Raw genomic sequence first — 13,929 nt, forward strand, 5'->3', positions numbered from 1 at the left:
ATCAACTACCGCGGCAACACCAAGACCGAAGACGAAGTGCTGCGTCGCGAGATGCGCCAAATGGAAGGTGGCTGGGCGTCGACCTACCTGATCGACCAGTCCAAGACCCGCCTGGAACGTCTGGGCTTCTTCAAGGAAGTCAACGTCGAGACCCCACCGGTGCCGGGCACCGATGACCAGGTCGACGTCAACTACAGCGTCGAGGAACAGGCCTCCGGCTCGATCACCGCCAGCGTCGGTTTCGCCCAGAGCGCCGGCCTGATCCTGGGAGGCTCGATCAGCCAGACCAACTTCCTGGGTACCGGTAACAAGGTGTCCATCGGCCTGACCCGTTCGGAATACCAGACCCGCTACAACTTCGGCTTCGTGGACCCCTACTTCACTGCCGACGGCGTCAGCCTGGGCTACAACGCCTTCTATCGCAGCACCGACTACGATGACCTCGACGTCGACGTGGCCAGCTATGCGGTCGACAGCCTGGGTGCCGGTGTCAGCCTCGGCTACCCGATCAGCGAAACTTCGCGCCTGACCTACGGCCTGACCGTGCAGCAGGACAAGATCAAGACTGGCCGTTACACCGTCGACGAGATCTTCGATTTCCTCGAGCAGGAAGGCGACAACTTCCTGAACTTCAAGGCCTCGGTCGGTTGGTCCGAGTCGACCCTGAACAAAGGCGTGCTGGCGACCCGTGGTCACTCCCAGAGCCTGACCTTCGAGACGACTGTTCCTGGCAGCGACCTGTCGTTCTACAAGCTCGACTACCGCGGCCAGCTGTTCAAGCCGATCACCAACGACTACACCCTGCGCCTGCACACTGAATTGGGCTATGGTGATGGTTTCGGTGGTACTTCCGGCCTGCCATTCTATGAAAACTACTACGCGGGTGGTTTCAACTCCGTACGTGGCTTCAAGGACAGCAGCCTCGGTCCGCGCAGTACCCCGAGCGACGGTACCAACCCGGGCACCGTGAAAGACCCGGACCAGGACCCGCTGCCGTTCGGTGGCAACGTGTTGGTCCAGGGTGGTGTCGAGTTGCTGTTCCCGCTGCCATTCGTGAAGGACCAGCGTTCGCTGCGCACCTCCGTGTTCTGGGACGTGGGTAACGTGTTCGATACCAACTGCGGCAGCAAGCCTGACTGCGAGAAGGTTGGCTTCTCCGGCATGGCCAGCTCGGTCGGCCTGGGTGTCACCTGGATCACTGCCCTGGGCCCGTTGAGCTTCAGCCTGGCAATGCCGGTCAAGAAGCCGGACGACGCCGATACCCAGGTGTTCCAATTCTCTCTGGGCCAGACCTTCTAAGGTCGGCCCTTGCTTAACGACAACGGTTTATCCAGGAGTGCATCGTGCGTAAGTTGACTCAACTGGCCGTAGTGGCCGCGGCGCTGGTCGCCACCCCGGCTTTCGCCGAAATGAAGGTTGCCGTGCTGAACTATCAGATGGCCCTGCTCGAATCCGATGCCGCCAAGAAGTACGCGGTTGATGCCGAGAAGAAGTTCGGCCCGCAACTGACCAAGCTCAAGTCCCTGGAAAGCAGCGCCAAAGGTATCCAGGACCGCCTGATCAAAGGCGGCGACAAGATGCAGCAGCAGGAGCGTGAGCGCCTGGAGCTCGAATTCAAGCAGAAAGCCCGTGACTTCCAGTTCCAGTCCAAAGAACTGAACGAAGCCAAGGCCGTTGCTGACCGCGACATGCTCAAGCAGCTCAAGCCGAAGCTCGATGGTGCCGTCGAGGAAGTAATCAAGAAGGGCGGTTACGACCTGGTTCTGGAGCGCGGTGCGGTCATCGATGTCAAACCTCAGTACGACATCACCCGCCAAGTCATCGAGCGCATGAACCAAGCCCGTTGATATGACCGTGACCATGACGCTCGGCCAGTTGGCCGAAGCGCTCGGGGCGACCCTCAAGGGGCCCGAGGCGCTGCAAATTACCGGACTGGCCACCTTGCAGGAGGCCGGCCCTGGTCAATTGAGCTTCCTTGCCAATCCGCAGTACCGCAAATACCTGGATAACAGCCAGGCAGCGGCGGTATTGCTGAAGGCCGCGGACGCCGAAGGCTTTGCTGGTAACGCCCTGATCGTGGCCGACCCGTACCTTGCCTACGCGCGCATTTCCCACCTGTTCGATCCCAAGCCCAAGGCTGAGGCGGGTATTCATCCCAGCGCCGTGGTGGCAGAGGATGCCCAGGTGGATGCCAGTGCCAGCATCGGGCCATTCGTGGTCATCGAGAGCGGTGCGCGTATTGGTGCCAATGTGAGCATCGGTGCGCACTGTGTGATTGGTGCGCGCAGCGTGGTGGGCGAGGGCGGCTGGTTGGCGCCGCGCGTCACCCTGTACCACGATGTGACCATTGGCAAGCGTGTGGTCATTCAGTCAGGCGCGGTGATCGGAGGTGAAGGCTTCGGCTTTGCCAACGAGAAGGGTGTCTGGCGCAAGATTGCCCAGATTGGCGGCGTCACCATTGGTGATGACGTGGAAATTGGCGTCAATACCGCGGTCGACCGTGGTGCGCTGTCCGATACGCGCATCGCCGATGGCGTCAAGCTCGACAATCAGATCCAGATCGCCCACAACGTGCAGATCGGCGAACACACGGCCATGGCGGCCTGTGTCGGGATTTCCGGCAGCACGCGTATTGGCAAGCACTGCACCATCGCCGGTGGCGTCGGCATGGTTGGCCATATCGATGTCTGCGACAACGTATTCGTGTCTGGAATGACCATGGTCACCCGTTCGATCACTGAACCGGGCGCCTATTCTTCCGGCACGGCCATGCAGCCGTTGGCTGACTGGCGCAAGAGTGCGGCGCGTATTCGCCAGCTGGACGACATGTCCAAGCGTCTCCAGCAGTTGGAAAAACGTGTCGATACCGTGACCTCAGGTGATCAGCCGGCATCAGAAGGCTGATACCATTTCCTGAGCGAGCGTGAACAGTCGCTAGCTGGCTCCTCTTTGGATTTGCAAAAGGAGCGTGTGGTCAGCACCTGCGCTCCCTATTCTTATTACAGGCTTCCCCCCGAAATGATGGACATCAACGAGATTCGCGAATACCTGCCTCACCGTTACCCGTTCCTGCTGGTGGACCGAGTGACGGATTTGGACTTCGAGGCCCAGAGCATTCGTGCCTACAAGAATGTCAGCATCAACGAGCCGTTTTTCAATGGCCATTTCCCGGCGCACCCCATCATGCCGGGCGTTTTGATCATCGAGGCCATGGCCCAGGCGGCCGGCATTCTCGGTTTCAAGATGCTCGACGCCAAGCCGGCCGATGGCACGCTGTACTATTTCGTCGGTTCCGACAAATTGCGTTTCCGTCAGCCGGTATTGCCGGGTGATCAACTGGTGCTGGAGGCCAAGTTCCTCAGCCGCAAGAGCATGATCTGGAAGTTCGAATGCCGTGCGCTGGTCGACGGCAAGCCGGTCTGCTCGGCAGAGATCACCTGCGCGGAACGTTCCCTATGAGTTCGATTGATCCTCGGGCGATCATCGACCCGTCGGCCAAGTTGGCCGACGGTGTCGAAGTCGGCCCTTGGTCGATCGTAGGCCCCGATGTCGAAATCGGGGAGGGTACTGTCATTGGTCCGCACGTGGTGGTCAAAGGACCAACCCGTATCGGCAAGCACAACCGTATCTACCAGTTTTCCTCGATCGGCGAAGACACCCCGGACCTCAAGTACAAGGGCGAGCCGACGCGACTGGTGATCGGTGATCACAACGTGATCCGTGAAGGCGTGACCATCCACCGCGGTACCGTGCAGGACCGTTCGGAAACCACGCTCGGCGACCACAACCTGATCATGGCCTATGCCCACATTGGTCACGACAGCGTCATCGGCAACCATTGCATCCTGGTCAACAACACCGCGTTGGCTGGCCATGTGCATGTGGGCGACTGGGCGATCCTGTCGGGCTACACCTTGGTGCATCAGTACTGCCACATCGGGGCGCACGCGTTTTCCGGCATGGGTACGGCGATTGGCAAGGACGTCCCTGCCTTCGTCACGGTGTTCGGCAGCCCCGCCGAAGCCCGCAGCATGAACTTCGAGGGCATGCGTCGGCGCGGCTTCAGTGACGAGGTCATCCACGCCCTGCGCCGTGCCTACAAGGTCGTTTACCGCCAGGGCCTTACCGTTGAAGAAGCGGTCAAGGAACTGGAAGAACTGGCGGGGCAACACCCTGAGGTCGAGCTGTTCCGCCAGTCGATCCTGAACTCCGCTCGCGGCATCACTCGCTGACATGGCGCAGCTCTGTGTAGCGTTGGTCGCGGGTGAGGCCAGCGGCGACATTCTCGGTTCTGGCCTGATGCGCGCGCTCAAGGCGCGCCATCCTGACGTCCGCTTCATCGGTGTCGGCGGTCCGCTGATGGAGGCCGAAGGCCTGCAGTCTTACTTCCCCATGGAACGCCTGGCGGTCATGGGGTTGGTCGAGGTGCTTGGCCGCCTGCGCGAGCTGCTCAAGCGGCGCAAGGAACTGATCCAGACCCTGATTGCGCAGAAGCCCGACGTATTCATCGGTATCGACGCGCCTGACTTCACGCTCAACATCGAGTTGAAGCTGCGTCAGGCGGGTATCAAGACCGTGCACTACGTCAGCCCTTCGGTCTGGGCCTGGCGGCAGAAGCGTGTGCTGAAGATCCGCGAAGGCTGCGACCTGATGCTGACCCTGCTGCCCTTTGAGGCGCGGTTCTACGAAGAGCAGGGCGTGCCGGTGCGTTTCGTCGGTCATCCGTTGGCAGATACCATCCCGCTCGAGGCCGATCGACAGGCCGCGCGCGCTTCCCTCGGCCTGGCCGATGGTCCGCTGGTCGCCTTGATGCCGGGGAGCCGTGGAGGCGAAGTGGGGCGCTTGGGGGCATTGTTCCTCGATACTGCCCAGCTTCTACGCGACCGCATCCCGGGGGTGCGTTTCGTTCTGCCGTGCGCCAATCCCGCGCGCCGTGCCCAGATCGAACAGATGCTGGAGGGCCGTGACCTGCCGCTGATGCTGCTGGACGGCCAGTCGCATGTGGCGCTGGCGGCCTGCGATGCGGTGCTGATCGCGTCGGGCACAGCCACCCTTGAAGCACTTCTGTACAAGCGGCCCATGGTTGTGGCCTACCGCCTGGCGCCTTTGACCTTCTGGATCCTCAAGCGCCTGGTGAAGAGCCCCTACGTATCGTTGCCCAACCTGCTGGCCCAGCGCGAGCTGGTGCCGGAACTCCTGCAGGATGCCGCGACGTGTGAAGCCCTGGCCCAGGCCTTGGTGCCGTTGGTCGCCGATGGCAGCCGACAGACCGAAGGTTTCGACGAGATTCACCGCACCCTGCGCCGCGACGCTTCCAACCAGGCCGCCGACGCGGTGCTGGCTTTGCTCAAGGACCGCTGACATGCAGATTGGATTGGATTTCAACCTGGTCGAAGACTTGGTGGCGGGTGTCGACGAAGTGGGACGTGGGCCGCTGTGTGGCGCGGTCGTCACCGCTGCGGTGATTCTCGACCCGCAACGCCCGATTCTGGGTCTGAACGATTCCAAGAAGCTTACCGAGGCCAAGCGCGAAGCGCTGTTCGATGAGATCTGCGAAAAAGCCCTGAGTTTCTGTATTGCCCGTGCCGAAGTCGAAGAAATCGACCGGTTGAACATTCTTCAGGCCACCATGCTCGCCATGCAGCGTGCGGTCGAAGGCTTGAGCGTCACGCCCAAGCTCGCGCTGATCGATGGCAACCGTTGCCCCAGGCTGGCCGTGCCCGCCGCGCCGGTAGTGAAGGGCGATAGCCAGGTGCCGGCCATCGCCGCGGCGTCGATCCTGGCCAAGGTCACGCGCGATCGCGAGATGAGCGCTTTCGAGCTGATCTATCCCGGTTACGGAATTGGCGGGCACAAGGGCTATCCGACGCCGGTGCACCTGGAGGCACTTGCGCGCCTTGGGCCTACGCCCATCCACCGGCGTTCCTTCGCGCCGGTTCGCGCGGCCTGGGAAGCCCGTGAAGGCCTCACTGACTCACTGATCTAACACATTGGGGCCGCACAGCGGCCCCAATCGTTTCCCTCTCATTTACGTTACAATCCCGCCCTTGTCGTCAAGCTCTGCTACAGGATCATCCATGTCGGTTCCCTTCGTTCACCTGCGCGTACACTCCGAATTCTCGCTGGTCGACGGCCTGGTGCGGATCAAGCCGCTGGCCAAGGCGCTGGCCGGGATGAACATGCCCGCGGTGGCGATCACTGACCAGAGCAACATGTGCTCGCTGGTCAAGTTCTACAAGACCGCCATGGGCGCCGGGATCAAGCCGATCTGCGGCGCCGACCTGTGGCTGGCCGGAGCCGATCCCGAGGCGCCGCTGTCGCGCATCTGCTTCCTGGCCATGAACCCCAAGGGTTACCGCAACCTGACGGAGTTGATCTCGCGGGGTTGGACCGAAGGCCAACGTAACGGCCTGGTGATTCTCCAGCGCGACTGGATCGCCCCGGCCAGTGAGGGCGTGATCGCCCTGTCCGCTGGCAAGGAGGGCGACATCGGTATGGCCCTGATGGCTGGTCGGAATGAAGAAGCCGAGGCCCTGCTGCGCGACTGGATGGGCATGTTCCCCGAGCGTTTCTACGTCGAAGTGCAGCGCACCAACCGCGCAGGTGACGAGGAGTACGTGCATGCCGCCGTGGCCCTGGCCGACAAGCTCGGGGCGCCGCTGGTGGCGACCAACGACGTGCGTTTCATCAAGCAGTCCGACTTCGACGCCCACGAGACCCGCGTCTGCATCGGCGAGGGCTGGACCCTGGATGACCCACGTCGTCCCCGCAATTACAGCGACCAGCAGTACCTCAAGAGCGCAGAGGAAATGGTCGAGCTGTTCAGCGACCTGCCGGATGCCGTCGCCAACACCGTCGAGATCGCCAAGCGTTGCAATATCCAGGTACAGCTGGGCAAGTACTTCTTGCCGGACTTCCCGACCCCCAACGGCATGGGCATCGACGACTACCTGCGCCACGTCTCCCATGAAGGCCTGGAAGAGCGCCTGGCGGTGCTCTGGCCGAAAGAGACCACGCCCAACTATGAAGAGAAGCGTCAGGTTTACCTGGACCGCCTGAAATTCGAGCTGGATATCATCATCCAGATGGGCTTCCCCGGTTACTTCCTGATCGTTATGGACTTCATCAAGTGGGCCAAGAACAATGGCGTGCCGGTCGGCCCGGGCCGGGGTTCGGGTGCTGGCTCGCTGGTGGCCTATGTACTGAAGATTACCGACCTCGACCCGCTGGCCTACGACCTGCTGTTCGAGCGTTTCCTCAACCCTGAACGTATTTCCATGCCCGACTTCGACGTCGACTTCTGCATGGATGGCCGTGACCGGGTGATCGACTATGTGGCCGAAGCCTATGGGCGCAACGCGGTGAGCCAGATCATCACCTTCGGTACCATGGCGGCCAAGGCGGTGGTGCGCGACGTGGCGCGGGTCCAGGGCAAGTCCTACGGTCTGGCGGATCGCTTGTCGAAGATGATCCCGTTCGAAGTGGGCATGACGCTGGAGAAGGCCTACGAGCAGGAAGAAATCCTGCGTGACTTCCTCAAGGGCGACGAGGATGCCCGTGAGATCTGGGACATGGCCCTGAAGCTGGAGGGGGTCACCCGCGGCACTGGTAAGCACGCCGGTGGTGTGGTTATCGCGCCCACCAAACTCACTGATTTTTCGCCGATCGCCTGTGATGAAGAAGGCGGCGGCCTGGTTACCCAGTTCGACAAGGACGACGTCGAAGCTGCCGGCCTGGTGAAGTTCGACTTCCTCGGCCTGCGTACCCTGACCATCATCAAATGGGCAATGGAGACCATCAACCGCGAGCAGGCCAAGAAGAACCTGCCGGACGTCAACATCGACTTCATCCCTCTGGATGACCGCAAGACCTACGAGCTGTTGCAGAAGGCCGAAACCACGGCGGTTTTCCAGCTCGAATCCCGTGGCATGAAGGAGCTGATCAAGAAGCTCAAGCCCGACTGCCTGGAAGATTTGATCGCACTGGTGGCCCTGTTCCGACCGGGCCCGCTGCAATCGGGCATGGTGGATGACTTCATCAACCGCAAGCACGGTCGCGCCGAGCTGGCCTACCCGCACCCGGACTACCAGTACGAGGGCCTGCAGCCGGTACTGGCGCCGACATACGGCATCATCCTATACCAGGAACAGGTGATGCAGATCGCTCAGGTCATGGCGGGCTACACCCTCGGTGGTGCGGACATGCTGCGTCGAGCCATGGGTAAGAAAAAGCCCGAAGAAATGGCCAAGCAGCGCGGCGGCTTCATCGAAGGTTGTGCCAATAACGGTATCGATGCTGATCTTGCGGGTAACATCTTTGACCTTGTAGAGAAGTTCGCAGGTTACGGCTTCAACAAATCCCACTCCGCCGCCTACGGCCTGGTGTCCTACCAGACCGCTTGGCTCAAGACGCATTATCCTGCGCCGTTCATGGCTGCGGTCCTGTCGGCGGATATGCACAACACCGACAAGGTGGTGGTGCTGATCGAGGAAGTGCGCAGCATGAAGCTGCGCCTCGATGCGCCGGACGTGAACAACTCCGACTTCAAGTTCACCGTGAACGATGACGGTCGCATCGTCTACGGCCTGGGGGCGATCAAAGGCGTGGGCGAGGGGCCGGTGGAGGCCATCGTCGAGGCGCGCGCCCAGGGCGGTCCCTTCAGGGACTTGTTCGATTTCTGTGAACGCGTCGACCTCAAGCGTGTCAACAAGCGTACCCTGGATGCGCTGATCCGCAGTGGTGCGCTCGATCGCCTCGGTCCGTACTTCCACGACGAGATCAAGGCCTACCAGGCCAACATCGATCGCAACCGCGCGACCTTGCTGGCCGCGCTGGAGGAAGCCATCAAGTCTGCCGAGCAAACGGCCCGTACCGCCGACAGCGGTCACGTCGACCTGTTCGGCGGGTTGTTCGTCGAGGAAGACTCCGACGTCTACGCCAATCACCGCAAGGTGCGTGAGCTGACGCTCAAGGAACGCCTAAAGGGCGAGAAGGACACCCTCGGCCTGTACCTGACAGGCCATCCGATCGATGAGTACGAAAGCGAAATTCGTCGCTTTGCCCGTCAACGCATCATCGACCTCAAGCCGTCGCGCGAGCCCCAGACCATCGCCGGCATGATCGTTGCTTTGCGGGTGATGAAGAACAAGAAGGGCGACAAGATGGGCTTCGTGACCCTGGATGACCGTTCAGGGCGTATCGAGGCCTCGTTGTTCGCCGACGCCTTCATGGCGGCCCAGTCGTTGCTGCAGGCCGATGCCATGGTGGTGGTGGAAGGAGAAGTCAGCAACGACGACTTCTCCGGTGGCCTGCGTTTGCGGGTCAAGCAAGTGATGACCATGGAGGACGCACGCACCAAACTGGCCGAAAGCCTGCGCCTGAAGGTGGCCCATGACGCGCTCAAGGGCGACCGGCTGAAGTGGCTGGGTGAACTGATCACCCGCCATCGCGGTGGTTGCCCCATTACCCTCGAGTACACCGGCAGCGATGCCAAGGCTATGCTGCAGTTCGCCGACGAGTGGGCGATCGACCCGGCCGATGGCTTGATTCAAGCGCTGCGTGACCAGTTCGGGCGTGAGAACGTCTTCCTGCAATATCGTTGAACCGACCTAATTTAATCTCGACCTGAATGCGCCTGATCCCTTAAGGTAGGGCGCCAAACGGATCAACCGGCCGGCCGCCTGGCCGTAGACCCAAGACGGATGACTATGAACCCGAACTTCCTCGATTTCGAACAGCCGATTGCCGACCTGCAAGCCAAGATCGAAGGGTTGCGCCTGGTGGGTAACGACAATTCGCTGAACATCAGCGATGAAATTGCCCGTCTGCAAGACAAGAGCAACACCCTGACCGAAAGCATTTTCGGCAACCTGACCAGCTGGCAGATCGCCCGTCTGGCCCGTCACCCGCGTCGTCCTTATACCCTGGACTACCTCGAGCACATCTTCACCGAGTTCGAAGAGCTGCACGGTGACCGCCACTTCGCCGATGACGCTGCCATCGTCGGTGGTACCGCACGTCTGGATGGCAAGCCGGTGATGGTCATCGGTCACCAGAAAGGCCGCGAAGTGCGCGAGAAGGTGCGCCGCAATTTCGGTATGCCGCGTCCGGAAGGCTACCGCAAGGCCTGCCGCCTGATGGAGATGGCCGAACGCTTCAAGATGCCGATTCTCACCTTCATCGACACCCCGGGTGCCTACCCAGGTATCGACGCCGAAGAGCGCAACCAGAGCGAAGCCATCGCCTGGAACCTGCGTGTCATGGCGCGCCTGAAAACCCCGATCATCGCCACCGTGATTGGTGAGGGCGGTTCCGGTGGCGCATTGGCCATCGGTGTGTGCGACCAGCTGAACATGCTGCAGTACTCCACCTACTCGGTCATCTCGCCGGAAGGTTGCGCCTCGATTCTGTGGAAGACCGCCGACCGCGCAGCCGACGCGGCCGAGGCCATGGGTGTCACCGCAGAACGCCTGAAGAGCCTGAACATCGTCGACAAGGTCATCGAGGAACCGCTGGGCGGCGCCCACCGTGACCCGGTGAAGATGTCCGAAAGCATCCGTGCCGACCTGATCCAGCAGCTGGACATGCTCGGCAAGCTCGACAACGACGCGCTGCTGGCGCGCCGTTATGAGCGTCTGATGAGCTACGGTCTCTGATAGACCCGGGGCTCTGGAAGCCTTGATCGTCGGTTTGCCGGCGATCAAGGCCTGTAGTGGCCCCGGCGATTTCAAACCGTGTGAGGCCTACATGATCAACCTCACCCCCTGGCTGAACGCCCCCGCCTGGCACGTCGCCTTCTCTGGCGGCCTCGACTCCACAGTCCTTCTGCACCTGTTGGCCGATTACGCCCGCAGTCACTGCGCTCCACCACTGCGCGCCATCCATGTCCACCACGGTTTGCAACCTGTCGCCAATGACTGGCCGGAGCACTGCCAGCGTGTCTGCAACGACTTGGGTGTCGAGCTTACCGTGATCCGCGTTCAGGTCGAGCCGGGTGCCAGCCTTGAGCAGGCTGCACGTAACGCCCGCTACTCGGCATTGGCTCAGGTGCTGGGCCCGGGAGAGCTGCTGTTCACCGGCCAGCACCGCGAGGATCAGGCTGAAACCCTGCTGTTTCGCCTGTTGCGTGGCGCCGGTTTGCGCGGGTTGGCCGCCATGCCCGACAAGCGGCGGTTGGGGCAGGGCGCCTTGGTCCGCCCGTTGCTGGCGATCTCGCGAGCACAGTTGGCCGCGTACGCCCAAGCCTGGCGGCTGAAGTGGGTCGAAGACCCTTCCAACCGTGACACCGACTTCGCCCGCAACTACTTGCGTGGCGAGGTGTTGCCGTTGCTGCGCCAGCGTTGGCCGCAAGCGAGCCAAAACATCGCGCGCTGCGCCGATCATCTTGGCGAAGCGCTGGGGCTGCTCGATGAAGTGGCGCTTGACGATCTGGCCCTAGCCGAGCAAGGCGCTCCGGCTCAGTGGTCTGCCCTGAGTTCGCTCGATCTGACCTGCCTCCGTTCGCTGTCACCTGCTCGCCAGCGCAACGCCTTGCAATACTGGCTCAGCCAGCGCACTCGATTGCCTGACAGCCGTCACTGGGCCGGGTGGGTGGATTTGTGCACTGCCGCGCTCGATGCCCAGCCGATCTGGCGCCTTGCCGACGGCCAGTTGGTGCGCAGCAATGGGCGTATCTGGTGGCTTGGCGATGACTGGTTGCAGTCCGAGCCTGTCGGGCAGCCCTGGCTGGCGCCGGCCGAGGCACTGGCATTGCCGGGCAATGGCGATGTGCGTATCGAGGGCAAGCGGCCCGAGGGGCCGCTACGCATCGCATATCGCCAGGGGGGCGAAGTGCTGGACGTCCCCGGTCGTGGTCGGCGTGATCTCAAGCGCCTGCTGAACGAGGCGCAGGTTCCGCACTTCCTGCGTTCGCGCCTGCCGTTGCTGTTCCGTGGCGAGGACTTGCTGGCGGTGGCCAATCTTCCCGAACGGGGGCAGGCCGATTGCCAGCTTCGCTGGCATTTGCCGACAAGCGCGCAAGGTTTGAGATGAAGGGTACATTCCGGTAGACTACCCTCCCTTCTTGATACAGCTTCTGTGGGTTCCGCGAAAACACAGGAGTTGCCGATTACCAAGCAGTTTTTTGCTGGGCTGATTCTGGAAATGACGAGCGAGCTCCATGCCGGGGATACCCCTGGTCTGTACAGACGCGGCAGTTTTTCGAGATGCACTGTGATTGACGCAGGTGATCGGGGGCTTCGGCCTTCCTTCGCTTTCTCCGGCGGCGCTGGCCGCCTTAACGCAGACTTCTAGGGTTTTTCATGACGCGCTACATATTCGTCACGGGCGGTGTTGTTTCTTCATTGGGGAAAGGCATTGCCTCGGCTTCCCTGGCGGCCATCCTGGAAGCGCGGGGGCTCAAGGTCACCATGCTCAAGCTGGATCCGTACATCAACGTCGATCCTGGCACCATGAGCCCGTTCCAGCACGGTGAAGTATTCGTCACCCACGACGGCGCCGAGACTGACCTCGACCTGGGCCACTACGAGCGGTTCATCCGCACCACCATGACCCAGAACAACAACTTCACCACCGGCCGTATCTACGAGCACGTGCTGCGCAAGGAGCGCCGTGGTGATTATCTGGGCGCGACCATCCAGGTCATCCCGCACATCACCGACGAAATCAAGCGTCGCATCATCAAGGGTGCCGGCGATGCCGACGTGGCCCTGGTGGAAATCGGCGGTACCGTGGGTGACATCGAGTCGCAGCCGTTCCTCGAGGCGATTCGCCAGTTGCGCGTCGAAGTGGGCTCCAAGCGCGCCATGCTGATGCACCTGACCCTGGTGCCGTACATCGCCACCGCCGGCGAGACCAAGACCAAGCCGACCCAGCACTCGGTCAAGGAGCTGCGCTCCATTGGCCTGCAGCCGGACGTGCTGATCTGCCGTTCCGACCATCCGGTCGATGCCTCCTCGCGTCGCAAGATCGCGCTGTTCACCAACGTTGAAGAGCGTGCGGTCATCTCCCTGGAAGACGTCGACACCATCTACAAGATCCCGGGCGTGCTGCACGCACAGGGTCTGGACGACTTCGTCGTCGAGCGCTTCGGCCTGCAGTGCAACAGCGCCGACCTGTCCGAGTGGGACAAGGTGGTCGATGCCAAGCTCAACCCAGAGCAAGAAGTCACCATCGCCATGGTCGGCAAGTACATGGAACTGCTGGACGCGTACAAGTCGCTGATCGAAGCGATGAGCCACGCCGGCATCCAGAACCGTACCAAGGTCAACCTGCGCTACATCGATTCCGAAGATATCGAGAACCAGGGCACCAGCCTGCTGGAGGGCGCAGACGCCATCCTGGTTCCTGGCGGTTTCGGCCTGCGTGGCGTGGAAGGCAAGATCACCGCAGTGCAATATGCCCGCGAGAACAAGGTGCCGTACCTGGGTATCTGCCTGGGCATGCAGGTTGCCGTGATCGAGTTCGCCCGTAACGTGATGGGTTGGAAAGACGCCAACTCCACCGAGTTCGACCGTAACAGCGGTCACCCGGTAGTCGGCCTGATCACCGAGTGGGCCGATGCCACCGGCGCGGTCGAAACCCGTACCGAAGCCTCCGATCTCGGCGGCACCATGCGCCTTGGCGCTCAGGATTGCCAGATCGTTGCCGGCTCCAAGGTTCATGACTGCTACGGCACTGACATCATCACCGAGCGTCACCGCCACCGCTACGAAGTGAACAACAACCTGCTGCCGCAGCTGATCGACGCCGGCCTGGTGGTTTCCGGCCGCTCCGAAGACGGCGCGCTGGTGGAAGTGGTCGAGTCCAAGGATCACCCATGGTTCGTGGCCTGCCAGTTCCACCCGGAGTTCACTTCCACCCCGCGTGACGGTCATCCGCTGTTCAGCGGTTTCGTCAAGGCAGCCCTGGCACAGAAGAACAAGGCCTGAT

At 61.8% G+C, this 13,929-nt stretch carries 11 protein-coding genes; all 11 read left to right on the plus strand.

The window, feature by feature from the left end:
* The coding region (gene bamA / locus H620_RS0111390) for an outer membrane protein assembly factor BamA (RefSeq protein WP_027907387.1) at positions 1–1,299 on the plus strand (1,299 nt) is incomplete at its 5' end.
* A gap of 44 nt (positions 1,300–1,343) precedes the next feature.
* On the plus strand, positions 1,344–1,847 hold the full coding sequence (locus tag H620_RS0111395) for an OmpH/Skp family outer membrane protein (protein WP_015269197.1): 504 nt from the start codon (positions 1,344–1,346) through the stop codon (positions 1,845–1,847).
* Between the two features lies 1 nt (position 1,848).
* Positions 1,849–2,904 (plus strand): UDP-3-O-(3-hydroxymyristoyl)glucosamine N-acyltransferase, encoded by a 1,056-nt coding sequence (gene lpxD, locus H620_RS0111400; protein WP_023381965.1) that lies wholly within the window; start codon positions 1,849–1,851, stop codon positions 2,902–2,904.
* Positions 2,905–3,018: 114 nt separating this feature from the next.
* Positions 3,019–3,459: a 3-hydroxyacyl-ACP dehydratase FabZ gene (fabZ, locus tag H620_RS0111405; RefSeq protein ID WP_003252314.1), complete on the plus strand. Its 441-nt coding sequence runs from the start codon at positions 3,019–3,021 to the stop codon at positions 3,457–3,459.
* A complete protein-coding gene (gene lpxA / locus H620_RS0111410) occupies positions 3,456–4,232 on the plus strand; it encodes an acyl-ACP--UDP-N-acetylglucosamine O-acyltransferase (RefSeq protein WP_023381964.1) in 777 nt (258 codons plus the stop codon). Before fabZ ends, lpxA begins: the two co-directional genes overlap by 4 nt.
* Before the next feature lies 1 nt (position 4,233).
* Positions 4,234–5,361, plus strand: a complete 1,128-nt coding sequence (lpxB, locus tag H620_RS0111415) for a lipid-A-disaccharide synthase (protein ID WP_023381963.1) — start codon at positions 4,234–4,236, stop codon at positions 5,359–5,361.
* A 1-nt stretch (position 5,362) separates the two neighbouring features.
* Positions 5,363–5,986, plus strand: a complete 624-nt coding sequence (gene rnhB, locus H620_RS0111420; RefSeq protein WP_023381962.1) for a ribonuclease HII — start codon at positions 5,363–5,365, stop codon at positions 5,984–5,986.
* Between the two features lie 91 nt (positions 5,987–6,077).
* Positions 6,078–9,602 carry a DNA polymerase III subunit alpha gene (gene dnaE, locus H620_RS0111425; RefSeq protein ID WP_023381961.1) on the plus strand — a complete coding sequence of 1,175 codons (3,525 nt, stop codon included), beginning with the start codon at positions 6,078–6,080 and terminating at the stop codon, positions 9,600–9,602.
* Between the two features lie 105 nt (positions 9,603–9,707).
* Entirely contained in the window at positions 9,708–10,655 is a 948-nt protein-coding gene (gene accA / locus H620_RS0111430) for an acetyl-CoA carboxylase carboxyl transferase subunit alpha (RefSeq protein WP_023381960.1), read from the plus strand.
* A 91-nt stretch (positions 10,656–10,746) separates the two neighbouring features.
* A complete protein-coding gene (gene tilS, locus H620_RS0111435; RefSeq protein WP_023381959.1) occupies positions 10,747–12,030 on the plus strand; it encodes a tRNA lysidine(34) synthetase TilS in 1,284 nt (427 codons plus the stop codon).
* 269 nt (positions 12,031–12,299) lie between these two features.
* Positions 12,300–13,928 (plus strand): CTP synthase, encoded by a 1,629-nt coding sequence (locus H620_RS0111440; protein ID WP_023381958.1) that lies wholly within the window; start codon positions 12,300–12,302, stop codon positions 13,926–13,928.
* Position 13,929: the final 1 nt, after the last annotated feature.

The sequence above is a fragment of the Pseudomonas taiwanensis DSM 21245 genome, from assembly GCF_000425785.1.
Taxonomy (GTDB): domain Bacteria; phylum Pseudomonadota; class Gammaproteobacteria; order Pseudomonadales; family Pseudomonadaceae; genus Aquipseudomonas; species Aquipseudomonas taiwanensis.

Coding starts and splice junctions, on each gene's coding strand:
- dnaE (WP_023381961.1), top strand. CDS start 6,078: ATGTCGGTTCCCTTCGTTCACCTGCGCGTACACTCCGAATTCTCGCTG.
- accA (WP_023381960.1), top strand. CDS start 9,708: ATGAACCCGAACTTCCTCGATTTCGAACAGCCGATTGCCGACCTGCAA.
- lpxA (WP_023381964.1), top strand. CDS start 3,456: ATGAGTTCGATTGATCCTCGGGCGATCATCGACCCGTCGGCCAAGTTG.
- lpxD (WP_023381965.1), top strand. CDS start 1,849: ATGACCGTGACCATGACGCTCGGCCAGTTGGCCGAAGCGCTCGGGGCG.
- rnhB (WP_023381962.1), top strand. CDS start 5,363: ATGCAGATTGGATTGGATTTCAACCTGGTCGAAGACTTGGTGGCGGGT.
- fabZ (WP_003252314.1), top strand. CDS start 3,019: ATGATGGACATCAACGAGATTCGCGAATACCTGCCTCACCGTTACCCG.
- lpxB (WP_023381963.1), top strand. CDS start 4,234: ATGGCGCAGCTCTGTGTAGCGTTGGTCGCGGGTGAGGCCAGCGGCGAC.
- H620_RS0111440 (WP_023381958.1), top strand. CDS start 12,300: ATGACGCGCTACATATTCGTCACGGGCGGTGTTGTTTCTTCATTGGGG.
- tilS (WP_023381959.1), top strand. CDS start 10,747: ATGATCAACCTCACCCCCTGGCTGAACGCCCCCGCCTGGCACGTCGCC.